Here is a 26,253-nt window from a genome sequence, read left to right on the forward strand (position 1 = left end):
GGCGGCCAGAATAGCGGCTTTGCCGGCTCGGTGAAAACCGCGCGACGGGCCGCCATGCAGTCCCATCCGAGCGCGTTGCCGCTGTCGCGAGCTTTGTGGAACAATGCGGAGACATGCGTTTACGAGGTTGTGTGCCGTGATCGATCCTGATGGTTTTCGCCCCAACGTCGGCATCATTCTCACCAATGATGTCGGCCAGGTGCTTTGGGCGCGTCGAATTAACCAGGATGCCTGGCAGTTCCCGCAAGGCGGTATCAATGACCGCGAGTCGCCGGAAGAAGCGTTGTACCGCGAGCTGAACGAAGAAGTGGGCCTTGAAGAGCAGGACGTGAAAATTCTCGCCTGCACTCGGGGCTGGTTGAGGTATCGTCTGCCGCAGCGCCTGGTGCGCACGCACAGCCAACCGCTGTGCATCGGCCAGAAACAGAAGTGGTTCCTGCTGCGCCTGACCTCCGACGAGCAACGGGTGCGTATGGACCTGACCGGCAAGCCGGAGTTCGACGGCTGGCGCTGGGTCAGTTATTGGTACCCGTTGGGGCAGGTGGTTACATTCAAGCGCGAAGTCTACCGTCGCGCACTCAAGGAACTCGCACCGCGCCTGCTGGCACGGGATTAGGCAGGGTCAGGCATGCTCAACACGCTGCGCAAGATCGTCCAGGAAGTGAACGCCGCCAAGGATCTCAAAGCGGCGCTGGGCATCATCGTGCAGCGCGTCAAGGAAACCATGGGCACCCAGGTGTGCTCGGTCTACCTGCTCGACCCGGAGACCAACCGTTTCGTGCTGATGGCCACCGATGGCCTCAACAAACGCTCGATCGGCAAGGTCAGCATGGCACCCAACGAGGGCCTGGTCGGCCTGGTCGGCACCCGTGAAGAGCCGCTGAACCTCGAAAACGCCTCCGAACACCCCCGTTACCGTTACTTCGCCGAAACCGGCGAAGAGCGCTACGCCTCCTTCCTCGGCTCACCGATCATCCACCACCGCCGGGTGATGGGTGTGCTCGTCGTGCAGCAAAAGGAGCGTCGCCAGTTCGACGAAGGCGAGGAAGCCTTCCTGGTTACCATGAGTGCGCAGCTCGCCGGGGTGATCGCCCACGCCGAGGCCACCGGTTCGATCCGCGGCCTGGGCAAGCAGGGCAAGGGCATTCAGGAGGCCAAGTTCATCGGTGTGCCGGGCTCGCCCGGCGCAGCGGTCGGTACCGCCGTGGTGGTGCTGCCACCGGCCGATCTGGAAGTGGTGCCGGACAAGAGCATCGGCGACATCGATGCCGAGCTGAAGCTGTTCCAGAACGCCCTGGAAGGCGTGCGCGCCGACATGCGCAACCTCTCCGAGCGCATGGCGACCCAGCTGCGCCCCGAAGAGCGCGCGCTGTTCGACGTTTACCAGATGATGCTCGAAGACGCCGCCCTCGGTAACGAAGTGGTCAACGTCATCAAGACCGGCCAGTGGGCCCAGGGTGCCTTGCGCCATGTGGTCAGCGAACACATCAACCGCTTCGAGCTGATGGACGACGCCTACCTGCGCGAGCGTGCCTCGGACGTCCGCGACCTGGGCCGCCGTCTGCTCGCCTACTTGCAGCAGGCCCGCCAGCAGACCCTGGTATATCCGGACAACTGCATCCTGGTCGCCGAAGAGCTGTCGCCGGCAATGCTTGGCGAAGTGCCGGAGGGCAAGTTGGTCGGCCTGGTGTCGGTGCAGGGTTCGGGTAACTCCCATGTGGCGATCTTCGCCCGTGCCATGGGCATTCCCACAGTGATGGGTGCGGTCGAGCTGCCGTATTCGAAGATCGACGGCATCCAGCTGATCGTCGACGGTTACCACGGCGAAGTGTTCACCAACCCCAGCGAGATCCTGCGCAAGCAGTACGCCGATGTGGTCGAGGAGGATCGCCAGCTCACCAAGGGCCTCGACGCCCTGCGCGCGCTGCCCTGCGAGACGCTCGACGGCCACCAGATGCCGCTGTGGGTCAACACCGGCCTGCTCGCTGACGTGGTGCGCGCCCAGGAGCGCGGCGCCGAGGGCGTCGGCCTGTACCGCACCGAAGTGCCGTTCATGATCAAGGACCGCTTCCCCAGCGAAAAGGAACAGCTGGCCATCTACCGCGAGCAGCTGACCGCCTTCCATCCGCTGCCGGTGACCATGCGTACGCTGGACGTCGGTGGCGACAAGGGCCTGAGCTACTTCCCGATCAAGGAAGACAACCCCTTCCTGGGCTGGCGCGGCATTCGCGTGACCCTCGACCACCCGGAAATCTTTCTGGTGCAGGTGCGCGCCATGCTCAAGGCCAGCGAGGGCCTGAACAACCTGCGCATCCTGCTGCCGATGATTTCCGGTATCCAGGAACTGGAAGAGTCCCTGCACCTGATCCATCGTGCCTGGGGCGAGGTGCGCGACGAAGGCACCGACGTACCGCTGCCGCCCATCGGCGTGATGATCGAGATTCCCGCCGCGGTTTACCAGACCCGCGACCTGGCCCGCCAGGTGGATTTCCTGTCGGTCGGTTCCAACGACCTGACCCAGTACCTGCTGGCCGTGGACCGCAACAACCCGCGGGTTGCCGACCTCTACGACTTCCTCCACCCGGCGGTGCTACAGGCGCTGACCAAGGTGGTCGAAGATGCCCACGCCGAAGGCAAACCGGTGAGCATCTGTGGCGAAATGGCCGGCGACCCCAGCGCCGCCGTGCTGCTGATGGCCATGGGCTTCGACAGCCTGTCGATGAACGCCACCAACCTGCCGAAGGTGAAGTGGCTGCTGCGCCAGATCAGCCTCAGCAAGGCCAAGGACCTGCTTGGCCAGGCCATGCGCATCGACAATCCGCAGGTCATCCACAGCACCCTGCAACTGGCCCTGCGCAACCTGGGCCTGGGCCGCATGATCAACCCGGCGTCGGATATTCAGGCTTAAAGGCAGTTGTCAGGCAAGAGTTGTCCCCGAGTTGACGGGCTAAAGCTCACGTTACAGTTGGCTCTGCAATCTTCATCTGCGGCGATCAACTCGGCGCCAGAGCCAGGCTTTGTGGGGCGCTGCGAAGTAAAGTGAGTTCTGGTGCCCTGCGGGAACGGGCCATGCCCGTGTTGCTTTTGCGGGCATGGCGCGCTCCGGCAGGAAATAGCTAAGTAGCGGCTGCTGCCGGCCTATCGCTCAAACCCCACTTCACCAATCGGCATCCCAGCAGGCCCAAAGCTGCGTTCGATGATCCGTCGCCTTCCATCGCCGTAGCCGAACAGCAGCGTGCTGGCACGGGTGCCGTAGGCTGGGCTGGTGATGAACACGCTGCCGAGCAGCCGCTCCAGCTCCCTGCCAACGCCGGTATTCGGCAGCACCTTATCGTCTGGCTTCGTGGAGTCGGCCAGCAGCGCGAACAGCGCAGTCTCGTCCGCTTCGTCCTGAACGGTGGCGAGTGCCGCTTTGGCACGCTCGAGTTTGGGCCAGGGCGTATTCAGCCCGGCATTGGAGACGCCATGGATGCCGGGCGCCAGCGCCGTGGCCCGGTCGCTCGCCGAGTCGAAATGCCACAACGCGCGGTCATCACCGACCAGCAGATTGAAACCGCCATAGTCCCGTGCCGTACTGCGCAACTGGTCCAGGAAAGCGTCCGGCCCAAGATCCCCCAGCAGAAAGCGCAGCGGCAGTTCACCCCGCGAACGAGAGCCCTGCTCGGCCTGCGGGTCTCGGATATTGGTGAGGGCGGCAAAGCGGCCCTCGGGGCCGATGCCCAGCCACGTGCCGCCAGCCTGCAGATCGCGCCCGGCTATCAGCCCAGGTGCATCCGGCCACTCGGCCATGGCGGCGGTCGGGCGGGCATGGAATTCATCGCGGTTGGCGGCGACCAGTAGCGGCAAGGCGTGGCCGGGGCGCCAGGCGAGGACGATCAGGCACATGTTTATTTCAGCCTGCTGCGTACGCCAGCGGCGTCGAGAATTTCGCCGACATGTACCACGACCTTGCGCGCTCCCGCGCCCATGCCGAGCTCCATCAGAATGCGCTCTTCCACCTGGGAAAGGCCGCCTTCCAGCCGCTCCAGTGGCTGGATCAACAGTTTGGGTGCGGCATTGAGAAAGGTCAGGCGCTTGGGCATCAGGCCTTGCACTGTCTTTGCGATCAAGCGGTCGGCGATGCTGAAATCCGCCACCAGCAGACGTTGATTGCTGAAGGGCGGGTCAGCCTCCAGTACCGTTACGCGGGCGCTTTCCAGATGGGTCAGGTGCAGATGATTGCAGGCGATGCGCAGGTAAAAGGTATTGGCCACGGTGCAGTTCGCTGTCTGGGAGAGCCCTCACTCTACGCAAAGCATCGTGTGGCATCCATCGCCAAAACTAGAGGCTGCGGGCTGCTTCCGCTACCATGCCGCATCGCTTCGCAGAGCACACCATGATCTTCCTTCTCTACATCCTGCTCGGTGCCGCCGCAGGCCTGCTGGCCGGGCTGTTCCGCGTCGGTGGCGGCATGGTCATCGTCCCGGTGCTGATCTTCGCCTTTACCGCCCAGGGCTTCGATGCCTCCGTGCTGACCCATATGGCGGTGGGCACCTCGCTGGCGACCATCCTGTTCACCTCGGTCAATGCCGTGCGCGAGCACCATAGCCGCGGTGCGGTGCGCTGGGGGCTGTTCGTCTGGCTGACGGTGGGCATCGTGCTGGGCTCGGCACTCGGCGCGCTGACGGCTGACTCCATCGACGGCCTGGTGCTGCAGAAGATCATTGGCGTGTTCGCCCTGTGCGTGGCGCTGCAGTTGGCACTGGATCTGAAACCCAGGGCCAGCCGCGAGGTGCCGGGCAAGACCGGGCTGAGCGCTGCCGGTGGCGTGATCGGCTGGGCCTCGGCGATCATCGGTATCGGCGGCGGTTCGCTGACCGTGCCGTTCCTGACCTGGCGCGGTGTGTCCGTGCAGCAGGCGGTGGCGACCTCGTCGGCCTGTGGCTGGCCGATTGCCGCCGCCGGCGCCCTGAGTTACTTGTGGCTGGGTTGGGGCGACGCGCGTCTGCCTCACTGGAGCCTGGGTTACGTGTACCTGCCGGCGCTGCTCGGCATCGCGCTGACCAGCGTGTTCTTCGCCCGTACGGGCGCGCGGCTGGCCCATCGCCTGTCACCGCGGGTGCTCAAACGGTTGTTTGCCCTGTTGCTGTTTATCGTCGGCCTGAATTTTCTGTTGTGAGGAATCCTGATGCTGCCTTACCCGAATATTGACCCGGTCGCCCTCGACCTGGGCTTCCTGCAGATCCACTGGTACGGCCTGATGTACCTGGTCGGTATCGGCGGTGCCTGGTTCCTCGCCTCGCGGCGCCTGAATGCTTTCGACCCGACCTGGAGCAAGGAGAAGCTCTCCGATCTGGTGTTCTGGGTGGCCATGGGGGTGATCGTCGGTGGGCGCCTGGGTTACGTATTGTTCTACGACCTGCCGGCGTACATCGCCAACCCGCTGCTGATCCTCGAAGTTTGGAAGGGCGGTATGTCGTTCCACGGCGGCCTGATCGGCGTGATGCTGGCCACCCTGTGGTTCGCCAGGCGCAACGGCAAGAGCTTCTTCGAGCTGATGGATTTCATCGCGCCGCTGGTGCCGATCGGCCTGGGCGCCGGGCGCATCGGCAACTTCATCAATGCCGAGCTGTGGGGCAAGGTCAGCGACGTACCCTGGGCCATGGTGTTCCCGACTGGCGGGCCGCTGCCGCGCCACCCGTCGCAGCTGTACCAGTTCGCCCTGGAAGGCGTCGCGCTGTTCGTCATCCTGTGGATCTACTCGCGTAAACCACGCCCGACCATGGCCGTCTCCGGGCTGTTCGCGGTGTGCTACGGCATCTTCCGCTTCATCGTCGAGTTCGTCCGCGTGCCGGACGCCCAGCTCGGTTATCTGGCCTGGGGTTGGCTGACCATGGGGCAGGTGCTGTGCGTGCCGATGGTTCTCGCCGGCCTGGGCCTGATGGTCTACGCCTACAAGCGCCAAGCAACCGTGGAGGTGGCCCGATGAAACAGTATCTCGACCTGATGCGCCACGTGCGCGAAAACGGCACCTTCAAGGAAGATCGCACCGGTACCGGCACCTACAGCGTGTTCGCTCACCAGATGCGTTTCGACCTGGCCGACGGCTTTCCTCTGGTAACCACCAAGAAGTGCCACCTCAAGTCGATCATCCACGAGTTGCTGTGGTTCCTGCAGGGCGACACCAACATCAAGTACCTGAAGGACAACGGCGTACGTATCTGGGACGAGTGGGCCGACGAGAACGGCGACCTCGGTCCGGTGTACGGCTACCAGTGGCGCAACTGGCCGGCGCCCAATGGCGAGTCGGTCGACCAGATCAGCAAGCTGATCGCGATGATCAGGAGCAACCCCGACTCGCGCCGCCTGATCGTCTCGGCCTGGAACCCGGCCTTGGTCGAGCAGATGGCCCTGCCGCCGTGCCACGCGCTGTTCCAGTTCTACGTGGCGGACGGCAAGCTGAGCTGCCAGCTGTACCAGCGCTCGGCCGACATCTTCCTCGGCGTGCCCTTCAACATCGCCAGCTACGCGCTGCTGACCCTGATGGTCGCGCAGGTGTGCGGTCTGCAGCCGGGCGAGTTCATCTGGACCGGCGGCGACTGCCACCTCTACGCCAATCACCTGGAACAGGCCGACCTGCAACTGACCCGCGAGCCGCTACCGCTGCCGACCATGAAACTCAACCCCGAGGTGAAAGACCTGTTCGCCTTCAAGTTCGAGGATTTCGAACTGGTCGGCTACGAAGCGCACCCGCATATCAAGGCGCCGGTGGCGGTCTGATTCGGACTGCCAGATGGTAGGGTGGGCTTCAGCCCACCACTGGCCAGCTACTGACGATCAGGCAAAGAACTGCCCATGTCGAACTACCGCCGCCAATCGGTTCCTGGCGGAACCTACTTCTTCACCGTCACGCTTGCGGATCGGCAGTCTGATTTGCTGGTCGAAAATATCTCCTTATTGCGTCGAGCCTACTCCGAGGCCTGCGGTCGACTGCCCTTTGAGACCGTCGCTATCTGCGTGCTACCTGATCACTTGCATGCGATCTGGACATTGCCGAATGGCGACAGTGACTACTCGCAACGCTGGGCGCTGATCAAGAGTCACTTTTCCCACGCGCTTCCCAGAGCCACATCCCTAAGCGCCAGCAAGTACAGAAAGCGCGAGAAAGGGATATGGCAGAGGCGTTTCTGGGAGCATCAGGTACGTGACGAGGAAGATCTCGCCCGACATGTCGATTACATCCACTACAACCCGGTGAAGCACGGTTTAGCCAGGTGTGCCGCGGATTGGCCGTTCTCCAGTTTCCATCGGTACGTTGAGCGAGGCGTTCTTCCGATGGATTGGGGTGGTTACGACGATAGTGGAAACTTTGGCGAATGAAGGTTGGTTTTCGTACGGCAGCTTGGTTGGGCTTGGTGGGCTGAAGCCCACCCTACGGGGTAGAATCTTTCAGGGGCCCAACGAAAACCGCTCTCCGATCGCCTCGACGAGTTCCTTCGGGCCGCTGAGTTTCCACTCGAACCAGTTGTCCCACTCAAGCCTCAGCTCATCCAGGCCGCGGCGCAGGCGGTAGCTGTCGTAATCGATGCCCTTGTCGAACGCCAGCGGGCTGTATTGCGCGACCTGTCGCCAACCCTCGGCCTTGAGGGTTTCCAGCAGGCGGTTGCCTACCTGCGTATCGATGTTCTCCAGCGTGATGTGCCCGGCGGTATCCACCGGCTGCCGTTCCAGGCGCCGCCGTTTCAGCCACTGCCAGAGCCTTGTCATCGCGATGGGCCCTTGCCCAGCCCTTCGGCCAGGTGGTCGATCAGCACCCGCAGTTTGGGCGGCAGGTGGCGGGTGGGATGATAGAGAATCCACGCGGTGCCCTGGTACGAGCCGGTGTAGCGCCACTGCGGCAGCACCCGTACCAGCTCACCGCTGGCCAGCGCCGCGGCGGCGGTGAAGTGCGGCAGGCAGGTGATGCCCAGGTGGCCGAGCGCGGCATTCAGGCGTACCTCGCTGTGGTTGCTGGCGAAGCGGCCGCCCACCGTCACCACGCATTGCTCCGGTCCATTGCTGAAGTGCCAGCGGTGATCGTCCGGCGTTTCGTCCAGATACAGGCAGACATGGCGCACCAGTTCGCTCGGATGCTGCGGCGTGCCTTGGCGCTGCAGATAGGTGGGACTTGCACACAGCAACTGTTGGACATTGCACAGCGGCCGACCCGCGAGAGCCGTTGGCGGCTGGTCGGTGATGCTCACCAGCAGGTCGAACTGCTCGCTGATCAGGTCCGGGCTGCGGTCGCTGAGGTTGAGGCTGACGTCCACTTCCGGATAGCGCTGCAGAAAGTCCTGAATCAGCGGCATGACCAGGAAGCGCCCGAAGGCCTTTGGCACGCTCAGGCGCACCCGGCCGCGCGGTTGGCTCATCAGCCGCTCACCTACATCCAGGGCAGCCTGGGCGGCATCGAGCATGTCCTTGCAGCGCTCGAATACTTCACTGCCGGCTTCGCTCAGGCGCAGGCGCCGTGTGGTGCGCTCGAGCAGACGAACGCCGAGGGTCTGCTCGAGATGGGCGATCTGCCGGCTCACCGCCGACGCCGTGCTGCCCTGCTGGCGGGCCGCGGCCGAGAAACTACCGGCCTCGACCACGCGCACGAAGATGGCCAGATAGGGGAGCAGCTGGGGGGTAAGATTCGTGCGCATGAGGAACAGGTGTTGTTCAAAGTTAGTGGATTATCACGATCAGGGACGCAATGGACAATGCGCTCCTCACCAATTTCAGGAAGTATCCCCATGTCCACCCTGGTTAGCCGTTCCCCTTCGCGCCTGCTGCAGGCCAGTGATGTGCTCCTGTTGCTGGTCGCTATGGTTTGGGGCACCAGCTACGGTGTGGCCAAGGAGGCGCTGGTGTTCTACCCGGTGCTGGGCTTTCTCGCCGTGCGCTTCTGTCTGACCTTCCTGGTCCTGCTGCCACAGCTACGCGGCGAGGGGCGCCAGGCCTGGGCTCCCGGCATCCCGCTGGGTGGCGTGATGCTGGCGATCTTCCTGTGCGAAACCTACGGCGTGCTGCACACCTCGGCGAGCAATGCCGCCTTCCTGATCAGCCTGTGCGTGGTGATCACGCCGTTCGTGGAATGGCTGATGCTCGATCGCCGTCCCGACTCGCGGCTGCTGCCGGCCGTCGCGCTGTCGCTGTTCGGCACCTGGCTGCTCAGCGGTGGCGTCGACCTGCAGTTCAACCTGGGCGACGGCCTGATGCTGCTGGCGGCGCTGCTGCGCGCCGTGCTGGTGTGCCTGACCGGCCGGTTGACCGCACACACCCAGGTGCCGGCCCTGGCGCTGACCGCGGTACAGACCGGGGTGATCGGTTTCGGCTGCCTGCTGCTCGGGGTGATCGTCCTGCCAGGCGGTTTGCCTGCCTTGCCGGTGGAGCCAGCGTTCTGGGTCGGCACCCTGTACCTGGTGCTGTTCGCCACGCTGTTCGCGTTTTTCGTGCAGAACTACGCGCTGCGTCGCAGCAGCCCGACCCGGGTGTCGCTGTTGATGGGCAGCGAGCCGCTGTTCGGCGCGCTGTTCGCGGTGCTGTGGCTCAGCGAGCAGTTGAGCGTGCAGGCGTGGATCGGCGGCTTTCTGATCGTCGCGGCGACGCTGTGGACGAGCCTGCTCAGGCGTTGAGGGCCCTGGCGCATAGGCGGACATCGGCGGTAAAACGTGGGAGACCTGTCCAGGCCCAGGATTTTTCGCGCGCATGGCGCGCTCCCACAGTTAACTGTAATTGCCGGTTTCGTAACCCGGGACGATGGCAAGGGCTTGCACAAATCCCGGGTATCGCTGCGCTCGACCCGGCCTACGGGTTGTTGGGGTGCAAATGAATTGCCAGCCATAGCGCGCCTTCGCTGGTGCGCTCGACTCGATGGGGCGTGCCGGCGGGCAGGAACAGATGGTCGCCCGCGGTCAGCTCGACCGCTTCACCTGCCACCGTCATGCTTGCCTCGCCGCGGGCCAGCAGTACCCACTCATCCTGTTCCTGCACGTAGTCCACCGACTCGATCCGTGACGAGCTGAGAATCCGTTCGATCTGCAGGTTGCGGAGGCTGAGCAGGGTGTCGAAGCGTTCGCCCTCGGCAGGCGGCAGGCTGTCATGAAAGAGGTTGGCGATGGGCATCGGACGGGCTCGTGTTCAGCGGCGGCCGGGTTTGGGCACGCCGGCGACCAGCAGATGGTGGTGATCACGGCAGTAGAGTTCTTCGTACCAGCCGTAATGGGGATCGTTGCAATAGCCGTGCTGCAGGCAGGCCGGCAGATGCGCGAGGTCGCTCTTGAAATCATCGCGCAGGGCGGCGAACAGCGAGTCGGGCTGCGGCCAGCCAGCGCGATGCGGCGCCTGGCCGAGGCGGTTGCCGCTGCTCAATTCGCGGGCCAGCACCGCGGCCAGCTCGGCGCACAGGGTCATGACGCGCTCGGCACCGAGCCGATCTCCCGAGCCAGGCGTTCGACCTGTTCCTGGCGCTCGGCCTGATCGACCCGGGCGCCTGGGTTCAGCGACGACCACTCCGGCCGTGCGCGGGCGACGCGCAGGGCACCGGGTAGCTTGCCTTCGCGCCATTGGCTGTCCTGCAGGGTGCCCAGGCGCACCGCTTCGACGGCCGCGTGGCCGCGTTGATCCAGCGCGGCCAGCAGGTGCTCCTGGCGCAGGGCGAGCAGGCGCAGCACGGCGTCGTCGACGGTCAGCTCGCGTTGGCCCTGGAGCTTGCCCTTGAGACGCGAGCCGTAGTTGCGCAGGGTCTGCGCGCCACCGCCGAGCAGCGCGCCGGCCAGGGCAGCGGTGCCCAGGGTCAGGCCGCCGACCAGCAGATCGACACCAGCGCCGGCCGCTGCACCCGCCGCGGCGCCGCCACCCAGGCGGATGCCCAGCTGCCTGATGGTTTCCGGGTTGAACAGATCCTCGCCCCAGCGGCCGTCCAGCAAGGGCAGGTCATCGGCGCGGGCGTCCTCGCGGCGAAAGGCGTACAGGCGCAGCAGGGCTTCCACGCAGCGCTGTTCACGCTGGCGCACCTGAGCGCGCAGCTCCTCGATGGCGCTCTTGGCCAGCTCCGGCTGGTTGGCGACGCTGCGCCGGCAGGCGGCGCAGTCGACCAGCAGCTCGGCGATCAGGCGCTTGGCGCTGCGGTGGCGGGCCACGCGCTGGGCTTCATGATCGTCGATCAGCCGTTGCAGTTGCGGGCGCGATTTTTCGTGCATCAGCGCCAGGCTCTCGTACAGGCGACGTTCACCATCGAGCGGCGGCGCCACGCTGTCGAAGCGCACCAGGGCATGCAACCCGAGGCGCGCCAGGGCCTCACGCCAGTCGTCTTCACGGTGGTTGGCGCTGGCCACGAAATTCAGCACAGGCAGCAGCGGCCGGCCACACATGGCCAGCACGTTCAGCTCGTCGCGGTACTTGGCCAGCACCGGCTCGCGGGCGTCGATCACATACAGGCCGGCGTCCGAGGCCTGCAATTGGCGCAGCACCTTGGCTTCCTGTTCGAAGCGCTGGCGCGCCTCGCTGCCTTCCATGAAGCGCGCCAGGCGCGCCGGGCCGTCGAGGCGCTCGCCGGGGCGGTCCAACTGGTCGAGGTAGTCGAGCAGGGCGATGGCATCTTCCAGGCCCGGCGTGTCGTAGAGTTCCAGCAGCGCCTCGCCGTCCACCGACAGGCGTGCACCTTCGACATGGCGGGTGGTACTGGGGCGATGGGACACTTCGCCGAAGCCGACATCACGGGTCAGGGTACGCAGCAGCGAGGTCTTGCCGACGTTGGTATGGCCGACCACGGCGAGTCGCAGGGCGGACTCAGGCGCGGAGCGAACAGTGCGCAGCAAGTCAGTCATGGCCAGTCTCCAGCCAGGTCAGGGGCGAGCTGTCGCGATGGGCCAGTTGCAGGTCGTCCAGTGCCTTGTGCCAGTCGCCGAGGCGCTCGCTGTCGAGGGTCTCGCCCTGGGGTGGCTGCAGCAGCCAGATGCGTGTTTCGCCGGCACTGCGGGCCAGTTCGGCGAGCAGCGCCAGGCTACCGCGGTCCGGTGAACGCCGTGGGTCGCAGGCGATGGCCAGGCGCGCCGGCGGAAAGCGGGTGAGCTGGTCGAGCAACTGACGGCGTTGCTCACGGCTGTCGATGATCCCGGCGTCGGCTATCGACTTGGGCAGCGCCGGCGGCCAGGGGCGACGGTCGTCCAGTTCGATCGCCACCAGCAGCGCACCGTCGCTTGCGGCCACGCCGGCAGCCGGCTGCACCCGATGCAACTGCGTCGGTTCGGCATCGCAGATGCCTAAGCGCTCGCTGTTGGGTTGCAGGCGGTCACGCAGCAGGTCGTAGCCGGGTTGCGACAGGTCCAGGGTCAGCCTGGACGTGCCGGCTCGCCAGCGCCACAGGCACACCAGGCCCAGCAGCAGGCGCGGCAGCAGCCCGTAGATCACCAGCACGCCGATCAGCCAACCAGCCCAGGCATGGCGGGCGGCTTCCAGTGGTAATGGGCTGTCGCCGCTGGCGCGGATGGTGGCGGCATCGGGCACCGGAAAACCGAGCAGACCAGGTAATGCGCCCAGGGCCTGGGTCAGGGCGACGAAGGTGTCGCCGCCGAGCAGGGTGGTTTCCCAGACGAAGCCATAGCGGCGGGTAGAGAGCAGCGCCAGCAGCATCACCAGGGCGGTGGTCAGTGCCACCAGCCAGAGGCCGTGTACGGCCATGCCGACCAGCCAGCGATTGAGACGCTGGCGGCGTAGCAGCAGAACCAGGGCCGGGCCGGTGTGCAGTGCGCTGGCATCGCGGGCCAGCTTGTCGCTGAGCCACAGCCACAGGCGGCCAAGCACCGCGCCCTGGCCGCCGCCGAACAACAGGCCGAGCAACCAGCCAAGCAGCATCAGAATATGCAGGCCAAGCAGGCTGCCCAAGGCCCAGAACACGTTGACCGGCGTCTGCCCGTCACCCAGGGCCGCTACCGCCAGACCGGCGCCGCTGGCCAAGGCCAGCAAGCCGAGCAGCAGCAGGGCCAGGCGCGCGCCCTGCAGCCAGTGGCGCTGCGCCTGCGCCTGGCCGTCACGTTCGGCCAGGTGCAGGGCGCGGTGTTCGATGCGGGTGGCCAGGTCGCCGCCGGCTACCTGGGCACGACGGTTGGCTTCGCTGTCTTCGAGCAGGCCGGCATGTTCTTCGCGCAGGCGCACGGCCTCGCAGAGCCAGAGACGTTGCAGCTTGGGTAGGGACACGCGATCTCCCGGTGAGTGTCAGTCTCCGGGAGCATACCCGCTGCGTGGTGAATGACAACAGCTCGCAGTTACCGGCTGACGGCGTCGCGCAGGCGCACGGCGATATCCGGCTGGTCGATGAACAGGCCATCGATGCCCGTGGCCAGGAAGGCGCGCAGCTCGGCGTCGATGTCGCCGCGGGTGGCCGGGTCGTTGCCCCGTTGCAGGTCGGTGGGCAGGAACTGGTTTTCGGCGCGGAAGGTGTAGGGATGAACCTTGAGGCCGGCGGCATGGGCATCGGTGACAAAACGTGTCGGCTCACCCAGGCTGCCGTCAGGTTTGCGTGGTATAACGTAACCCTTCTCCGGGCCGACGCCATTGGCATACTCGGCCACTGCCTTCAATCCAGCGGGCGTGGCCATCTGCGCGTAGGTCAGCGGGTTGCCCTGCACGATCTGATCCTGTGGCTGGCCCTTGCCGTACAGCTGCACCAGGCGCAGCGAGCTGAGCTGGCGTAGTGCCTTGAGGTTGCTCACTTCGAACGACTGGATGTACACCGGCGCCTGGGCATCGCGATAGCCGTTTCGGGCCAACGCCTCGACCAGAGGTTTTTCCATGGCCAGCCCGAGCTGCTGGAAGTGTGCAGGGTGCTTGGTCTCGATATACAGGCCGATCTCGTGGCCCTGGCTGACCTGCAGTGCCTTCACCAGGTCGATGATTTCCTGCAGGGTCGGGATCTCGAACTGGCCATCCAGGCGCGTGTTGCCTGGGCGGATATCGGGGATGCGTTCGATGGCGCGCAGGCGTTTCAGCTCGGCGGCGGTAAAGTCCTCGCTGAACCAGCCATCGAGCTCGACCCCATCGATGCGTTGCTTGCGCTTGCGGTTGGCGAACTCCGGGTGCTTGGCCACGTCAGTGGTCAAGCCCAGCTCGTTGTCATGGCGGGCGAACAGCTGGCCGTCCTTGCTCATCACCAGGTCGGGCTCGATGTAGTCGGCGCCCTGCAGCACCGCGACCGCATAGGCGGCCAGGGTGTGCTCGGGCAGGTAACCGCTGGCACCGCGATGGGCGATGATCAGCGGCTTGCCGTCGTCGGCGCGCTTGGCGGTGGGGGCTGCCGGTTGTTCCGCGTTGGCGGTGAAGGGCAGGGCGAGCAGTGCGCTGAGCAGCAGCGCGCGGGGCTGGTGGGTCGGCATGGAGAGGGCTTCCTGGCGATTTGAAGGGTTAGCCTGCACCATCAACCATGGCGCGCGCATGACAATGCAGCAAGTCATGCGACGGCAGGCGGCCCTCTGCTATGCTCGCCGCCATGACGACTCGACTCCCACTCTGCCTGATCGCCGCCCTCGCCGAAAACCGCGTGATTGGCCGCGACAATCAACTGCCGTGGCACTTGCCGGCGGATCTCAAGCACTTCAAGGCCAAGACCCTCGGCAAGCCGATCATCATGGGTCGCAAGACCTGGGATTCTCTCGGCCGTCCGTTGCCGGGGCGCCTCAACCTGGTGGTCAGTCGCCAGGCAGGCCTGCAGCTCGACGGCGCGGAAGTCTTCGCCACGGTCGAGGCCGCGCATCAGCGCGCCGAAGCCTGGGCGCGCGAACAAGGTGTCGAGGAAGTGATGCTGATCGGCGGTGCCCAGCTTTATGAACAGGCGCTGCCGGGTGCCGACCGCCTGTACCTGACCCGGGTAGCGCTGCAGCCGGAGGGCGACGCCTGGTTTCCGGCCTTCGACGAGGCGCAGTGGCAGCGCGTCGAATGCGACGAGCAGGCGGCCACCGATGTGGCGCCCGCGCATCGTTTCGAAACCTGGGCACGCCGCTAGCCCGCGACGGCGCCGCGCTCAAACGCGTTTCGGCGCTTCGCCGGGCTCGGCCACTTCGTCGCGGTCGTCGATGAATTCGGTTCGCGGCGAGCCGTCGGCGTTGAGCTGGAACACCTGGCTCGGCTGGCCCTTGGCATTGAAGAACACCTGCCCGAGGCCTGCGGAATTCCACAGCCGCTCGCCCGACCTGCTGTGTTTGGGAATGTGCGGGAAAACCTGCATGCGCCGGCGCTTGGTCAGCCAGTTGAGTGGTGACCAGGGCGCGTACAGCCAGCGATTGAGCCGGTCGAAAACGTCCAGCAGGCGGCGTGGGAATTCGTTCTTCACGCCGCTGCTGGTGATCTGCCAGATGGTTGGGCCGCGTGACCGGTGGCGTACCTTGACCTCGTAGAAGAACGAGTAATGCACGTCGCCGGACAGCACCACGTAGTCCCGGGGTGTGCGCGAGTGGCGGAAGATGTTCATCATCACGCTGGCCGCACCGCGGTGGGCCATCCAGTTTTCCGCATCGACCATCAGCGGGTGGCCGGCCCAGCTGAATACCCGCTGCACGGCTTCGATCAGCTTGACCCCGAACATCGGCGCCGGCGAGACGATGATCGCGCTCGGGTGGTCGAGCAGGTTCTGCTGCAGTTCGCTGAGCGCTTCCCAGTCCAGCAACCCGGAGGGACGCTTGAGGTTGCGCTCGCTGCGCCAGCGGCGGGTGCGGGTATCGAGCACCAGCAGCGCCGGGCTGCTGGGCAGCACGTAATGCCAGTGCTGGAAGCTCATCAACTCGTCGATCAGGCGGTCCTGGGCCGGGCTGTCCAGGCCGGTTTCTCGCGCTCGCTCGCACAGCGCTCGGGCATTGGCCAGCGGTTCGGCGAAGGCATCCGGGTCGTTGCCCCAGCCCTGGCACAGCAGGTAGCCGATCAGCGCATTGCCGATGATGCGCTTGGAGAAAGGATGGCCGTAGGCGGTTTCCTCCCACTGCGCCGACAGGTTCCAGTCATCGGTGATGTCATGGTCATCGAAGATCATCAGGTTCGGCAGATGCGCCAGCACCCGCGCCACGTCACCGAGGTTGTCGACGAATGCCGCGATGCAGGCGCGCTCGCTGTCGTAGCGCTGGGCGTCTTCGGCGTTCAGCTCGGGCGTCGCGTCGTCGAGCAGCTGCCAGGGCGTGGGTGACCAGACCAGCAGGTACATGGCCAGCACTTCGGCCAGGGTGACCAGGTGGTTGTCGGCATTGCTGCTGGTGAAGATGGGTTTTTCCGTGCCGCCGAAAAAGCGCTCGCGCAGGGTTTCGTTGCCCTTCAGCGCGGGCAGCAGGTCGGCACGGTGGTAATAGCTGGCCGGGTGACGGTAGAGCTCGGCGCTGTCGTCGACGACGGCGCCTTCGAGGCATTCGTGGTACAGGCCCAGGCGCTCGATCAATTGATGGATGGCGTACAGCATCGGCCCGGCGACATCGTCGACGTACACCTGGTCACCGCTGTGCATCAGCAGCGCGGGCCGCTCGTGGGGCGCATGGGGCGTGGCCAACCGGCGGTCGGCACACAGTAGCCCGTCATTGGCGGCATGGTGCGGTTTGCGGCAGGAGCCATGCAGCAGCTGATCGATGCGCGCGCGCAGCACGAAATTGGGACCGGTCGCGCCATCGTATAGCAGGTGCGCGGCCCACTCGGCGATGCCCCGGGTGCCGTCGATCAGCAGGTCGTAGTCGATCCGGGTGTCATGGGGCAGCGGCGTGTCGAGGTGCAGGTCGATCAGGTGGATGACCGCGTGCTCACCGACCACCAGGCGCTGGCAGGCATCGTCGCCCAACGGATAATCCCTGGCGGGCTGCTCGCCGGGCGCCAGGCGCAGGGTCAGTTGCAGCGGGCGGCTGGCGACCAGCCAGAGCACCAGGCGGCCCGGCTCCAGCCGGCGCAGTAGCGGGCCGGCAAGTACGTCGGGCAGGTTGGTAACGCGGGCAGAGTCTGGCAACGGCATCCCAGGATGTTCGCGGCCGATGTTTGTTCAGCGGCCTGTGGTTTGGAGAATCAATAGGGACATGGCGCTTGGCCATTGGTTCTGCTGTCACAAAAGCTTCATGGTTGGTGTGCGGCCTTGCGCAGTTCACCCAGGTCGCGAATCTCGATTTCGCCATAGGTCAGTCTGACGATACCGCGAGCCTGCAGGTCCTTGAGCACGCCATTGGCGGTCTGCCGGGAGATGGCCAGCATCGCCGCCAGTTGCTCCTGGGACAGGTGGATGATGCGCCGCGGGCCCTGGGTTTCGCCATAGTCCTCGGCGATCAGCAGCAGGCGCCGCGCCAGGCGCTGCGCAGCGGGCAGCAGGCTGATCTCCTCGAGTGCGATGAAGGCCAGGCGCACCTTGTGAGCCATCAGCAGGGCGAGGTCGCGCCAGTAGGCGGGATGCGTGTCGAGCAGGGCCAGCAGGCCCGCCTGGGATACGTGCAGCAGGGTGCTGGCGCCTTCGGCGACGGCGTCATGGGTGCGCGGCTGGCCGTCGAACAGGGCGATCTCGCCGAACCAGTGCGGCGCTTCCACCAGCACCAGCAACGCTTCCCGGCCATCGGCACCCACGCTGCCGACGCGCATGGCGCCCTTCAATACGGCGTACAGCCCGCTGGGCGCATCGCCGCGGCTGAACAGGCGTTGCCCGGCCTCCAGGCTCAGCAGCTTGCCTTGCGTCTGCAGCGCTTGTTGCAGGGCTGCCGGCAACGCGGCGAACCATTGGCCTTGAAGCAAGGTGTCGCGCAGATCGTTCATGCAAATTCCGCTTTGTCGGCTAGCTGACAGTGCTGGCGCACGAGCCGCGCCATGATGAGGTGGCACGCACCCCGAGAGGATAACAACAATGAAAACCCTGGTGGATCACCTCGCCCAATACGCGGCCTATCACCGCGACCGGCGCAATATCGTCACCCACTTCGTCGGCATTCCGATGATCGTGCTGGCCGTGACCGTGCTGCTGTCGCGACCGGGCTTTGTCATGGCCGGGCTGTGGCTCTCGCCGGCCACCCTGGCCGCGCTGCTCAGCACGCTGTTCTACTTGCGCCTGGACGTCCGCTTCGGTTTGGTGATGGGCGCCTTGCTGGGGTTGTGCCTGTGGTTCAGCGCCGGGTTGGCGATGGCCGGCACGGTACTGTGGCTGAGCATGGGCCTGGGACTGTTCGTGGTTGGCTGGATCATTCAGTTCATCGGCCATTTCTACGAGGGCCGCAAGCCGGCGTTCGTCGATGACCTGATGGGGCTGATCATCGGGCCGCTGTTCGTGGTCGCCGAGGCGGCCTTTCTGCTCGGCCTGCGCCAGGAGGTCGAGCATCAGGTGGTCGAGCGGGCCGGGCCGACCTGCATACGTGAGCGCAAGGTGGCCTGAGGTCGCCGGCTGGTTCTGCTAAGCGCTTGATCAGCCCTGCGCCCGGTACTGCTGGGCTTGCCCCAGCAGCCAGTCACGAAAGGCCTGCAACGCCGCCGACTCGACCTTGCGCTCCGGAACGGTCAGGTAATAGGCGCGGCCGCCGTCCGGCACCGGTCGATCGAGGGCGACCACCAGGCTGCCGTCGGTCAACTCACGCTGGATAAGAAACGGCGGGATCAACGCCACACCCATCTCGTGGCGGGCCGCCTCGGCGAGCATCGAGAACAGTTCCAGGCGCGGGCCGGTCATGTCGCGACTGACGTTCAGCCCCTGCGCCGCGAACCACTGGCGCCAGGCGTAGGGGCGGGTACTCTGCTGCAGCAGCGGCAGTTCGGCGATGCGCTCGACGGTGGCCGGCTGGCCGCCGAGCAGCGTCGGGCTGCACACCGGCGTCAGGTGTTCGGGCATCAGGAAATGCGCCTCGGTACCCGACCAGTCGCCATCGCCGAAGTAGATCGCCGCATCGAAGCCGGTATCGGCGAACAGGAACGGCCGTGTGCGGTTGGTCAGGTGCACGGTGACTTCATGGTGCAATCTTTGGAAGTCCTTCAGGCGCGGCAGCAACCATTGCGTCGCGAAGGTCGGCACCACGGCGAGTTCCAGGCTCATGGCGCCCTGGGCACCCATCAGCGCCAGGGTGTCGCGCTCCACGGCATCGAGCTGCGCGGCCACCTTGGCCGCATAGGCGGTGCCCGCTTCGGTCAGCAGTACGCCGCGGCGCGAGCGGCGAAACAGTTCCACGCCTAGAAAGTTTTCGAGCCCGGCGATCTGCCGGCAGACCGCGCCCTGGGTCAGCGCCAGCTCATCGGCTGCACGGGTGAAGCTCTGGTGGCGAGCGGAGGCCTCGAAGGCGACCAGCGCTGCGGTGCTGGGAATCTTGCGACGCATCTGTGCAAGTACCTCACTGGATAGGGGGTTTTAGTGATATTCAGGCTATCTCGGAGTGAGCTTTTTGCACAGCAGCGTGCAGATTAGTCGTTTGCGACCAGCCGGCTAGGCTTTTAGGCTCAGCCCACAGGTTACTGCCCGAGGATTTCGCGATGGCCGGCAAGGCAAGCTTCAACTGGATCGACCCACTGCTGCTCGACCAGCAGCTCACCGAAGAAGAGCGCATGGTGCGTGACAGCGCCGAGCAATTCGCTGCCGACAAGCTGGCGCCGCGGGTGCTCGAGGCCTTCCGTCATGAAAAGACCGACCCGGCGATCTTCCGCGAGATGGGCGAAACCGGCCTGCTCGGCGCGACCATTCCTGAAGCCTACGGTGGCAGCGGCCTCAATTACGTGTGCTACGGGCTGATTGCCCGCGAAGTGGAGCGTGTCGACTCCGGCTATCGCTCGATGATGAGCGTGCAGTCGTCGTTGGTGATGGTGCCGATCTTCGAATTCGGCAGCGAGGCGACCAAGCAGAAATACCTGCCCAAGCTGGCCAGTGGCGAGTACATCGGTTGCTTCGGCCTCACCGAGCCGAATTACGGCTCCGATCCGGGCTCGATGATCACCCGCGCCAAGAAGGTCGACGGCGGTTACCGCCTGACCGGCAACAAGATGTGGATCACCAACAGCCCGATTGCCGATGTCTTCGTGGTCTGGGCCAAGGACGATGCCGGCGAGATTCGCGGCTTCGTGCTGGAAAAGGGCTGGGAAGGCCTGTCGGCGCCGGCCATTCACGGCAAGGTCGGCCTGCGTGCCTCGATCACTGGCGAAATCGTCATGGACAACGTGTTCTGCCCCGAAGAGAACGCCTTTCCCGAGGTGCGCGGTCTGCGCGGCCCATTCACCTGCCTGAACTCGGCTCGCTACGGCATCAGCTGGGGCGCGTTGGGCGCTGCCGAAGCCTGCTGGCACACGGCGCGCCAGTACACCCTGGATCGTCAGCAGTTCGGCCGCCCATTGGCCGCCAACCAGCTGATCCAGAAGAAACTCGCCGACATGCAGAGCGAAATCACCTTGGCCCTGCAAGGCTGCCTACGCCTGGGGCGCATGAAGGATGAAGGCACCGCGGCGGTGGAAATCACCTCGATCATGAAGCGCAATAGCTGCGGCAAGGCCCTGGATATCGCGCGGATGGCCCGTGACATGCTGGGCGGCAACGGCATCAGCGACGAATTCGGCGTGGCGCGCCACCTGGTCAATCTCGAGGTGGTCAACACCTATGAGGGCACCCACGATGTGCACGCGCTGATTCTGGGGCGGGCGCAGACGGGCATCCAGGCGTTCTTCTAAGCCGCTCCAGGTTGTCGATCGTTCCCGCGCCTGGCGTGGGAGCGCCTGCGTCATCTCCGTACGAGGCCTCTGCGATGTCCGGTGCTCTGTCTCATCTGCGCGTGCTCGACCTGTCCCGCGTGCTTGCCGGCCCCTGGTGTGGGCAGAACCTGGCCGACCTCGGCGCCGAGGTCATCAAGGTCGAACGGCCCAAGGTCGGTGACGATACCCGCCACTGGGGGCCGCCCTACCTGCGTGATGGCGAGGGGCGCGACACCAGTGAGGCGGCCTATTTCCTCGCCGCCAACCGCAACAAACAGTCGCTGACCCTGGACTTCACCCAGGCCGAAGGTCAGCGCCTGGTGCGCGAGCTGGCAGCCAGATCGGACATCCTCATCGAGAACTTCAAGGTCGGTGGCCTGGCGGCCTACGGGCTGGATTACGCCAGCCTCAAGGCGATCAACCCGCGGCTGATCTATTGCTCGATCACCGGCTTCGGCCAGAGCGGTCCTTACGCCAAACGCGCGGGTTACGATTTCATGATCCAGGGCCTGGGCGGCCTGATGAGCCTGACCGGCCAGCCCTATGGCGGCGAGGGCGGCGGCCCGGTCAAGGTCGGCGTCGCGCTGACCGACATCCTCACCGGGTTGTACGCCACGGTCGCCGTGCTGGCGGCGCTGGCGCATCGCGACAAGACTGGCGAAGGCCAGCACATCGACATGGCGCTGCTCGACGTGCAGGTGGCGTGCCTGGCCAACCAGGCGATGAATTACCTGACTACCGGTGTTTCGCCGAAGCGCCTGGGCAATGCCCACCCCAACATCGTGCCTTACCAGGCCTTCCCGACCGCCGATGGCGACCTGATTCTCACGGTGGGTAACGACAGCCAGTTCCGCAAGTTCTGCGAAGTGGCCGGCCATCCCGAATGGGGCGCGGACCCACGCTTTGCCAGCAACGGCCAGCGTGTCGCCCACCGGGCCGAGCTGATCCCGCTGATCCGCCAGGCCACGGTGTTCCGTACCACCGCGCAATGGGTCGGCCTGCTCGAAGCTGCGGGTGTGCCGTGCGGGCCGGTCAACGATCTGCAGCAGGTATTCGCCGATCCGCAGGTGATCGCCCGGGGTCTGCGTCTTGACCTGCCCCATCCATTGGCGGGCAACGCGCCCCAGGTGGCCAGCCCGCTGCGGCTGTCGGCCAGCCCCGTCGAATACCGCCAGGCGCCGCCGCTATTGGGGGAGCACACCGAGCGGGTGCTCGGTGAGGTATTGGGGTTGGACACCGCGCAGATTCAGGCACTACGCGCGCAAGGCGTCATCTAGCCCGGCTGGCCGTCGGCCCGTGCGGACAGCAGGATGCGCCCATAGCAGGCGATGAACAGCGTGAAGGCCAGCGCCCAACCGGTGGCGGCGAGCATCAGGCCGGTGCTGCCGATTACCGGCACCAGCAGGCGGGCCAACGCACCGAGGTGGATGGCAGCGAACGCGATGCTCATCAGCGGCGAGGGCACCAGGGGCCGGCCGCTGTGGCCGAGGCTAACCCGCGCCATCATCGCCAGGATGAGCCCACCCAGGCCGCCAACCGCCAGGGCGTGGTGCCCGAGGCTGGCCGCGACCGGCAGGTTGAGGGGGTGCGATGCCATGAGCGTGGTTGCTATGGGCATCCAGGCGTAGGCCAGCAGCAGCGACCAGAGCAGCGGCACACCCCAGACGCCGTGGGTGTACCAGCGCCACAAACGCATCCCGTGCAGCACCGTTAGCGCCGTGAACGGGAGCGCGAGCCAGATGCCTGCCAGCCCCAAAGCCAGGGCGATGGCAATCAGGATGCCGAGGCCCAGCCCCAGCACATCCATCCAGGCGGGTAGGGGAGCGCTCGCCGGAAGATTCAGGCCGCGCTGGATGAAGAAAGGAATCACCCGCCCGCCGATCGCCCACATCAGGCACGCCACCAGCCATAACGCGGCCAGGGCGCCATTGCTCTGGAGGGCATCATCGCCCATCGCCAGGCCGCTCATGCTGAGGGCGTCGCAGGCGGCCATCAGCAGCATGATGACCACCATCGGATAGTTACGGGTTTGCCGTGCTTGCCACAACTGACGGCCCAGTACCCAGCCAACGGCCGGCAGGAACGTCAGCTCGATGATCGCGGTAATGGCCAGGGGAATGCCGCCCAACCATGCCAGCCTGGCGCATAGCCAGAGAGCGAACAGCGCGATCAATGGTCGCCCGCTGAGCCCCGGTCGCCCCGTCCAGTTCTGCACCGCCGTGAGTAGAAAACCGGCGAGAACCGCTGCCGCGAAGCCGAAGGGCATTTCGTGGCGATGCCAGGCCAGCACGCCGCCAAGGGGATTCCAGTTGCCACCGTGGCCGCTCAGGGCGAGCGACCAGAGCAGCAGGGCGACAACGGCGAAAGCGCTGCCAAAGAGAAAGAACGGCCGAAAGCCCAGGCGCCAGAGTGGCACCGGCGCGGCCGGGTGAGAGGACGCATTCGAAATCAGTGAGGGTTTGCCGTGCATCGCGACACCTCGTTGGGTGCTCAGGCGTCCAGCTGGGAAGCCGGGCCGAAGAACTCGTAGTGGCACTGTTCGCCGGGAACCCCAAGGTCGTTCAGGTGCCGCTTTACCTGCGCCATGAAGGGCTTCGGCCCAAGGAAGTAAGCGTCCAGATCGCGGTCTTCCGGCAGCCAGTCGGCCAGTTGTTCGCGACTGACCACGCCCTGGGCATGGGGCTGGTCGCCGTCACGCGGGGCGCTGTAGCAGAAGTGGTAACTGATCTGTGGGTAAGCACGGCTCTGTTCTTCGATCCACTGCTTGAAGGCGTGCACGCCGCCGTGGCGCGCATAGTGGATGAAATGAATCGGCCGGCCGCTCTCGCGGGCCGCTTCCAGCATGGTCAACGCCGGAGTGATGCCCACGCCCGCGGTGATCAATGCCAGAGGCTTGCTCGAGGGGCGCAGCACGAAGTCACCTGCCGGAGGGAACAGTTCCAGGGTGTCGCCTTCCTGGATATGGTCATGCAGGTAGTTGGACACCTTGCCCTCGGCTTCGCGCTTTACGCTGATGCGGTACTCACGGCCGTTGCCCTGAGCGGAAAGCGAGTAGTTGCGGCGTTGCTCCTGGCCGTCGATGACCATGCGCAGGCCGATGTATTGGCCCGGCTGCTGGCGTAGCACGGCACCGCCGTCCACGGGGGCCAGGAGGAACGAGGTGATCTCCTCACTCTCGGGCGTTTTGCTGACCACCTTGAAGTGGCGCGAGCCGCGCCACCCGCCCGGCGCCTGTTCGTGTTCCTTGTAGGTCTGCTCTTCGGCGCCGATCAGGATGTCCGCCAGTTGCCCGTAGGCCACGCCCCAAGCCTGGATCACTTCATCCGTAGCGATTTCCTCACCCAGCACTTCGCGAATGGCCCGCAACAGGCAACTGCCCACGATCGGGTAGTGTTCCGGCAGGATCTGCAGCGCCACGTGCTTGTTGACGATCTGGCCTACCAGGGGGCCGAGCGCCTCCAGGCGGTCGATGTGCCGGGCATACATGAGCACCGCATTGGCCAGTGCGCGCTGCTGGGCGCCGCTGGCCTGGTGGGCCTGGTTGAACAGCGGTCTTACCTGCGGATACTCCTTGAGCATCATCGCGTAGAAGTGTCGGGTCAGGGCTTCGCCACCGGTTTCCAGCAGGGGTACGGTGGCTTTGATGATGGCGCGTTGTTGGTTGCTCAGCATGGTGATCGTTCCTGTCGCAAGGTATGGATGTTCTCTCTACCTGGCTCATTACAGATCCCGTGCCAACTCGCGAAGCCGCTGGATTACTGGGGTTGCCCATGCTATGAGTCTTTTTGACTTGGGTGCTCCCGTGTCTTTATGACTATTATGGTGTCTTTATGACCTCGAATCCGTTGCTGGTCGCCCTGCTCCCGCTGGTGGATGACCTGTCCCGCGAGCTCCCTGAGCGTGAACGCTATCGGCGTCTGCTCGCTGCATTGCGGCTGCTGTTTCCCTGTGACGCGGTGGCGCTGCTCAGGCTCGACGGCGGCGTGCTGGTGCCGCTGTCCGTGGAGGGGCTGAGTGCCGACACCATGGGCCGGCGCTTCAAGGTGAGCGAGCATCCACGCCTGTATGAGCTGCTGCAGCACCGTGGGCCTACCCGATTCGCCGCCGACTGCGAACTGCCCGACCCCTACGATGGTTTGCTGGAAGGGCAGCATGGGCACCTGGAAGTGCATGACTGCCTGGGCTGTCCGCTTTATGTGAAGGAGCAGCTCTGGGGGTTGCTGACCCTGGACTCGCTGCAGTCGAGCAGCTTCGGTCGTGTCGACCTGGGCATGCTGGAAGCCTTCGCCAGTCTCGCGGCAGCGACCGTGGCGGCCAGTGAGCGCATTTCCCTGCTCATGGGCCGTGTCGAAGACGAGCAACGCCGCGCTGACCTTTATAAGCAAGCAGCTGCGGCCATGCGGCCCAGAGAAATGATCGGCCAGAGCCCGCGGCACAAAGCGCTGGTGCAGGAGATAGAGCTGGTCGGCAGCAGTGACCTGACGGTGCTGATCGGCGGCGAGACAGGGGTGGGCAAGGAACTGGTGGCCGAGGCGCTGCATGGGGCTTCGGCCCGCGCCTCGCGGCCCATGGTCAGCATCAACTGTGCGGCGTTGCCGGATACTCTGGTAGAGAGTGAGTTGTTCGGTCACGTGCGCGGTGCATTTTCGGGAGCGCTCAGCGAGCGGCGTGGCAAGTTCGAACTGGCTGACGGTGCCACCCTATTTCTCGATGAGGTAGGTGAGCTGCCTCTGGCGGTGCAATCCAAGCTGCTGCGGGTACTGCAGAGCGGACAACTGCAGCGTGTGGGGTCGGATCGCGAGCACAGGGTGGACGTTCGTGTGCTGGCGGCTACCAACCGCGACCTGGCCGAAGAAGTGCGTGCCGGGCGCTTTCGTGCCGATCTCTATCACCGCCTGAGCGTCTACCCGCTCAAGGTGCCGGCCCTGCGTGAGCGCGGGCGCGACGTGCTGCTACTGGCAGGTTACTTCCTCGAAGACAACCGTGCGCGCCTGGGGCTACGCAGCCTGCGTCTTGCGCCGAATGTGCAGAAGACGCTGCTGCAGCATGACTGGCCGGGCAATGTCCGAGAGTTGGAACACCTGATCGGTCGTGCCGCAATCAAGGCGCTGTCGGCCTGTGTCGAGCGTCCGCAGATACTGACCATCGACAGCCGTGCGCTGGATCTGCATCCCGCACATCGCACCTATATAGAAGAAGAGGTGAGTGAAGCGGGCGAGTCAGAGGTGCCGTCAGTGGGGCAGTCGCTTCGTGATTCGGTGGATGACTACCAGCGACGCCTCATAGAAGCAGCGCTCGATCGCCACGCCGGGCGCTGGGCGGATGTCGCGCGCGAGCTGGCAGTCGATCGGGCCAACCTGCAGCGACTAGCCAGGCGGCTGGGCCTGAAATAGGCCTGTTCGGGTTGCTGCTTATATAAAGGGAGCCCGTCAGGCAGCTTTATTTCAATTAGATGAAATAAACGGTTGACCTGATTTCGTGGAGGCCTATAATGCGCACCACTTCCGGCGCGGCCTGATCTGAAAACTCCTTGTAGATCAACGAGTTAGATTAAAATAAAGGTTGCACGGACGGCGAATTCGAGTAGAATGCGCCGGCATC

At 65.3% G+C, this 26,253-nt stretch carries 26 protein-coding genes; 12 read left to right on the forward strand and 14 right to left on the reverse strand.

Annotated elements, in window-relative coordinates:
• Nucleotides 1-136: 136 nt before the first annotated feature.
• Nucleotides 137-616, forward strand: coding sequence for an RNA pyrophosphohydrolase (locus tag BVH03_RS08845; protein WP_013793353.1), 480 nt, complete (start codon nucleotides 137-139; stop codon nucleotides 614-616).
• A gap of 12 nt (nucleotides 617-628) precedes the next feature.
• A complete protein-coding gene (gene ptsP / locus BVH03_RS08850) occupies nucleotides 629-2,908 on the forward strand; it encodes a phosphoenolpyruvate--protein phosphotransferase (protein ID WP_075960819.1) in 2,280 nt (759 codons plus the stop codon).
• Between the two features lie 230 nt (nucleotides 2,909-3,138).
• Here ptsP and BVH03_RS08855 read toward each other — a convergent pair whose 3' ends face one another.
• Together BVH03_RS08855 and BVH03_RS08860 are read right to left on the reverse strand one after the other, a co-directional pair.
• A complete protein-coding gene (locus tag BVH03_RS08855; RefSeq protein WP_075960820.1) occupies nucleotides 3,139-3,885 on the reverse strand; it encodes an NRDE family protein in 747 nt (248 codons plus the stop codon).
• A 2-nt stretch (nucleotides 3,886-3,887) separates the two neighbouring features.
• The gene (locus tag BVH03_RS08860; RefSeq protein ID WP_075960821.1) at nucleotides 3,888-4,253 is read right to left on the reverse strand and encodes a hypothetical protein; all 366 of its coding nucleotides are present in this window, start codon (nucleotides 4,251-4,253) and stop codon (nucleotides 3,888-3,890) included.
• A gap of 122 nt (nucleotides 4,254-4,375) precedes the next feature.
• Here BVH03_RS08860 and BVH03_RS08865 point away from each other — a divergent pair, with 122 nt between their 5' ends.
• From BVH03_RS08865 to BVH03_RS08880, 4 genes are all read left to right on the forward strand, one after another.
• Nucleotides 4,376-5,158: a sulfite exporter TauE/SafE family protein gene (locus tag BVH03_RS08865; protein WP_075960847.1), complete on the forward strand. Its 783-nt coding sequence runs from the start codon at nucleotides 4,376-4,378 to the stop codon at nucleotides 5,156-5,158.
• A gap of 9 nt (nucleotides 5,159-5,167) precedes the next feature.
• Nucleotides 5,168-5,968, forward strand: coding sequence for a prolipoprotein diacylglyceryl transferase (gene lgt / locus BVH03_RS08870; RefSeq protein WP_075960822.1), 801 nt, complete (start codon nucleotides 5,168-5,170; stop codon nucleotides 5,966-5,968).
• A complete protein-coding gene (locus tag BVH03_RS08875; RefSeq protein ID WP_075960823.1) occupies nucleotides 5,965-6,759 on the forward strand; it encodes a thymidylate synthase in 795 nt (264 codons plus the stop codon). Before lgt ends, BVH03_RS08875 begins: the two co-directional genes overlap by 4 nt.
• Nucleotides 6,760-6,834: 75 nt before the next feature.
• Complete coding sequence (locus tag BVH03_RS08880; RefSeq protein ID WP_075960824.1) at nucleotides 6,835-7,359, forward strand: transposase; 525 nt, start codon at nucleotides 6,835-6,837, stop codon at nucleotides 7,357-7,359.
• Nucleotides 7,360-7,428: 69 nt separating this feature from the next.
• On the opposite strand, the gene BVH03_RS08885 is transcribed toward BVH03_RS08880, so the two are convergent.
• Together BVH03_RS08885 and BVH03_RS08890 are read right to left on the reverse strand one after the other, a co-directional pair.
• Complete coding sequence (locus BVH03_RS08885; RefSeq protein WP_083640022.1) at nucleotides 7,429-7,746, reverse strand: hypothetical protein; 318 nt, start codon at nucleotides 7,744-7,746, stop codon at nucleotides 7,429-7,431.
• A complete protein-coding gene (locus BVH03_RS08890; RefSeq protein ID WP_075960825.1) occupies nucleotides 7,743-8,666 on the reverse strand; it encodes a LysR family transcriptional regulator in 924 nt (307 codons plus the stop codon). The genes BVH03_RS08885 and BVH03_RS08890 overlap by 4 nt, the downstream gene beginning before the upstream one ends.
• A 90-nt stretch (nucleotides 8,667-8,756) precedes the next feature.
• Between BVH03_RS08890 and BVH03_RS08895 the strand changes: the two genes are divergently transcribed.
• The gene (locus BVH03_RS08895; protein ID WP_075960826.1) at nucleotides 8,757-9,638 is read left to right on the forward strand and encodes a DMT family transporter; all 882 of its coding nucleotides are present in this window, start codon (nucleotides 8,757-8,759) and stop codon (nucleotides 9,636-9,638) included.
• 172 nt (nucleotides 9,639-9,810) lie between these two features.
• Here the strand turns inward: BVH03_RS08895 and BVH03_RS08900 are convergent, their stop codons facing one another.
• From BVH03_RS08900 to BVH03_RS08920, 5 genes are all read right to left on the reverse strand, one after another.
• Entirely contained in the window at nucleotides 9,811-10,128 is a 318-nt protein-coding gene (locus BVH03_RS08900) for a cupin domain-containing protein (protein WP_075960827.1), read from the reverse strand.
• 15 nt (nucleotides 10,129-10,143) lie between these two features.
• Complete coding sequence (locus BVH03_RS08905) at nucleotides 10,144-10,416, reverse strand: hypothetical protein (RefSeq protein ID WP_075960828.1); 273 nt, start codon at nucleotides 10,414-10,416, stop codon at nucleotides 10,144-10,146.
• Complete coding sequence (locus BVH03_RS08910; protein ID WP_075960829.1) at nucleotides 10,413-11,831, reverse strand: GTPase/DUF3482 domain-containing protein; 1,419 nt, start codon at nucleotides 11,829-11,831, stop codon at nucleotides 10,413-10,415. The genes BVH03_RS08905 and BVH03_RS08910 overlap by 4 nt, the downstream gene beginning before the upstream one ends.
• Nucleotides 11,824-13,200 carry a DUF2868 domain-containing protein gene (locus BVH03_RS08915; protein ID WP_075960830.1) on the reverse strand — a complete coding sequence of 459 codons (1,377 nt, stop codon included), beginning with the start codon at nucleotides 13,198-13,200 and terminating at the stop codon, nucleotides 11,824-11,826. Before BVH03_RS08915 ends, BVH03_RS08910 begins: the two co-directional genes overlap by 8 nt.
• 68 nt (nucleotides 13,201-13,268) lie before the next feature.
• On the reverse strand, nucleotides 13,269-14,375 hold the full coding sequence (locus BVH03_RS08920; protein ID WP_075960831.1) for a glycerophosphodiester phosphodiesterase: 1,107 nt from the start codon (nucleotides 14,373-14,375) through the stop codon (nucleotides 13,269-13,271).
• Nucleotides 14,376-14,476: 101 nt separating this feature from the next.
• On the opposite strand from BVH03_RS08920, the gene BVH03_RS08925 reads away from it, so the two are divergent.
• The gene (locus BVH03_RS08925) at nucleotides 14,477-15,001 is read left to right on the forward strand and encodes a dihydrofolate reductase (RefSeq protein ID WP_075960832.1); all 525 of its coding nucleotides are present in this window, start codon (nucleotides 14,477-14,479) and stop codon (nucleotides 14,999-15,001) included.
• An 18-nt stretch (nucleotides 15,002-15,019) separates the two neighbouring features.
• Here the strand turns inward: BVH03_RS08925 and BVH03_RS08930 are convergent, their stop codons facing one another.
• Both BVH03_RS08930 and BVH03_RS08935 read right to left on the reverse strand, forming a co-directional pair.
• Nucleotides 15,020-16,975, reverse strand: a complete 1,956-nt coding sequence (locus BVH03_RS08930; protein WP_075960833.1) for a hypothetical protein — start codon at nucleotides 16,973-16,975, stop codon at nucleotides 15,020-15,022.
• Nucleotides 16,976-17,073: 98 nt separating this feature from the next.
• Nucleotides 17,074-17,757 (reverse strand): Crp/Fnr family transcriptional regulator, encoded by a 684-nt coding sequence (locus tag BVH03_RS08935; protein WP_075960834.1) that lies wholly within the window; start codon nucleotides 17,755-17,757, stop codon nucleotides 17,074-17,076.
• A gap of 88 nt (nucleotides 17,758-17,845) precedes the next feature.
• On the opposite strand from BVH03_RS08935, the gene BVH03_RS08940 reads away from it, so the two are divergent.
• On the forward strand, nucleotides 17,846-18,367 hold the full coding sequence (locus tag BVH03_RS08940; RefSeq protein ID WP_075960835.1) for a DUF962 domain-containing protein: 522 nt from the start codon (nucleotides 17,846-17,848) through the stop codon (nucleotides 18,365-18,367).
• A 30-nt stretch (nucleotides 18,368-18,397) separates the two neighbouring features.
• On the opposite strand, the gene BVH03_RS08945 is transcribed toward BVH03_RS08940, so the two are convergent.
• A complete protein-coding gene (locus BVH03_RS08945) occupies nucleotides 18,398-19,297 on the reverse strand; it encodes a LysR family transcriptional regulator (RefSeq protein WP_075960836.1) in 900 nt (299 codons plus the stop codon).
• 152 nt (nucleotides 19,298-19,449) lie between these two features.
• On the opposite strand from BVH03_RS08945, the gene BVH03_RS08950 reads away from it, so the two are divergent.
• Nucleotides 19,450-20,631 (forward strand): acyl-CoA dehydrogenase, encoded by a 1,182-nt coding sequence (locus BVH03_RS08950; protein ID WP_075960837.1) that lies wholly within the window; start codon nucleotides 19,450-19,452, stop codon nucleotides 20,629-20,631.
• A gap of 74 nt (nucleotides 20,632-20,705) precedes the next feature.
• Nucleotides 20,706-21,929, forward strand: coding sequence for a CaiB/BaiF CoA-transferase family protein (locus BVH03_RS08955; RefSeq protein ID WP_075960838.1), 1,224 nt, complete (start codon nucleotides 20,706-20,708; stop codon nucleotides 21,927-21,929).
• On the opposite strand, the gene BVH03_RS08960 is transcribed toward BVH03_RS08955, so the two are convergent.
• On the reverse strand, nucleotides 21,926-23,122 hold the full coding sequence (locus BVH03_RS08960) for an NnrS family protein (protein WP_075960839.1): 1,197 nt from the start codon (nucleotides 23,120-23,122) through the stop codon (nucleotides 21,926-21,928). The two genes, BVH03_RS08955 and BVH03_RS08960, sit on opposite strands and share 4 nt — an antisense overlap.
• 20 nt (nucleotides 23,123-23,142) lie before the next feature.
• The gene (gene hmpA / locus BVH03_RS08965; protein ID WP_075960840.1) at nucleotides 23,143-24,324 is read right to left on the reverse strand and encodes an NO-inducible flavohemoprotein; all 1,182 of its coding nucleotides are present in this window, start codon (nucleotides 24,322-24,324) and stop codon (nucleotides 23,143-23,145) included.
• A gap of 158 nt (nucleotides 24,325-24,482) precedes the next feature.
• On the opposite strand from hmpA, the gene norR reads away from it, so the two are divergent.
• A complete protein-coding gene (gene norR, locus BVH03_RS08970; protein WP_075960841.1) occupies nucleotides 24,483-26,045 on the forward strand; it encodes a nitric oxide reductase transcriptional regulator NorR in 1,563 nt (520 codons plus the stop codon).
• Nucleotides 26,046-26,253: the final 208 nt, after the last annotated feature.

Origin of the sequence: Pseudomonas sp. PA15(2017), from assembly GCF_001945395.1 — a bacterium.
In the GTDB taxonomy this organism is placed as follows: domain Bacteria; phylum Pseudomonadota; class Gammaproteobacteria; order Pseudomonadales; family Pseudomonadaceae; genus Aquipseudomonas.

What these genes read in the sequence shown, in the direction of transcription:
- ptsP (WP_075960819.1), top strand. Translation starts at nt 629, where the DNA reads ATGCTCAACACGCTGCGCAAGATCGTCCAGGAAGTGAACGCCGCCAAG.
- BVH03_RS08855 (WP_075960820.1), bottom strand. Translation starts at nt 3,885, where the DNA reads ATGTGCCTGATCGTCCTCGCCTGGCGCCCCGGCCACGCCTTGCCGCTA.
- BVH03_RS08865 (WP_075960847.1), top strand. Translation starts at nt 4,376, where the DNA reads ATGATCTTCCTTCTCTACATCCTGCTCGGTGCCGCCGCAGGCCTGCTG.
- lgt (WP_075960822.1), top strand. Translation starts at nt 5,168, where the DNA reads ATGCTGCCTTACCCGAATATTGACCCGGTCGCCCTCGACCTGGGCTTC.
- BVH03_RS08875 (WP_075960823.1), top strand. Translation starts at nt 5,965, where the DNA reads ATGAAACAGTATCTCGACCTGATGCGCCACGTGCGCGAAAACGGCACC.
- BVH03_RS08880 (WP_075960824.1), top strand. Translation starts at nt 6,835, where the DNA reads ATGTCGAACTACCGCCGCCAATCGGTTCCTGGCGGAACCTACTTCTTC.
- BVH03_RS08885 (WP_083640022.1), bottom strand. Translation starts at nt 7,746, where the DNA reads ATGACAAGGCTCTGGCAGTGGCTGAAACGGCGGCGCCTGGAACGGCAG.
- BVH03_RS08890 (WP_075960825.1), bottom strand. Translation starts at nt 8,666, where the DNA reads ATGCGCACGAATCTTACCCCCCAGCTGCTCCCCTATCTGGCCATCTTC.
- BVH03_RS08895 (WP_075960826.1), top strand. Translation starts at nt 8,757, where the DNA reads ATGTCCACCCTGGTTAGCCGTTCCCCTTCGCGCCTGCTGCAGGCCAGT.
- BVH03_RS08900 (WP_075960827.1), bottom strand. Translation starts at nt 10,128, where the DNA reads ATGCCCATCGCCAACCTCTTTCATGACAGCCTGCCGCCTGCCGAGGGC.
- BVH03_RS08905 (WP_075960828.1), bottom strand. Translation starts at nt 10,416, where the DNA reads ATGACCCTGTGCGCCGAGCTGGCCGCGGTGCTGGCCCGCGAATTGAGC.
- BVH03_RS08910 (WP_075960829.1), bottom strand. Translation starts at nt 11,831, where the DNA reads ATGACTGACTTGCTGCGCACTGTTCGCTCCGCGCCTGAGTCCGCCCTG.
- BVH03_RS08920 (WP_075960831.1), bottom strand. Translation starts at nt 14,375, where the DNA reads ATGCCGACCCACCAGCCCCGCGCGCTGCTGCTCAGCGCACTGCTCGCC.
- BVH03_RS08925 (WP_075960832.1), top strand. Translation starts at nt 14,477, where the DNA reads ATGCTCGCCGCCATGACGACTCGACTCCCACTCTGCCTGATCGCCGCC.
- BVH03_RS08930 (WP_075960833.1), bottom strand. Translation starts at nt 16,975, where the DNA reads ATGCCGTTGCCAGACTCTGCCCGCGTTACCAACCTGCCCGACGTACTT.
- BVH03_RS08935 (WP_075960834.1), bottom strand. Translation starts at nt 17,757, where the DNA reads ATGAACGATCTGCGCGACACCTTGCTTCAAGGCCAATGGTTCGCCGCG.
- BVH03_RS08940 (WP_075960835.1), top strand. Translation starts at nt 17,846, where the DNA reads ATGAAAACCCTGGTGGATCACCTCGCCCAATACGCGGCCTATCACCGC.
- BVH03_RS08945 (WP_075960836.1), bottom strand. Translation starts at nt 19,297, where the DNA reads ATGCGTCGCAAGATTCCCAGCACCGCAGCGCTGGTCGCCTTCGAGGCC.
- BVH03_RS08950 (WP_075960837.1), top strand. Translation starts at nt 19,450, where the DNA reads ATGGCCGGCAAGGCAAGCTTCAACTGGATCGACCCACTGCTGCTCGAC.
- BVH03_RS08955 (WP_075960838.1), top strand. Translation starts at nt 20,706, where the DNA reads ATGTCCGGTGCTCTGTCTCATCTGCGCGTGCTCGACCTGTCCCGCGTG.
- BVH03_RS08960 (WP_075960839.1), bottom strand. Translation starts at nt 23,122, where the DNA reads ATGCACGGCAAACCCTCACTGATTTCGAATGCGTCCTCTCACCCGGCC.
- hmpA (WP_075960840.1), bottom strand. Translation starts at nt 24,324, where the DNA reads ATGCTGAGCAACCAACAACGCGCCATCATCAAAGCCACCGTACCCCTG.
- norR (WP_075960841.1), top strand. Translation starts at nt 24,483, where the DNA reads ATGACCTCGAATCCGTTGCTGGTCGCCCTGCTCCCGCTGGTGGATGAC.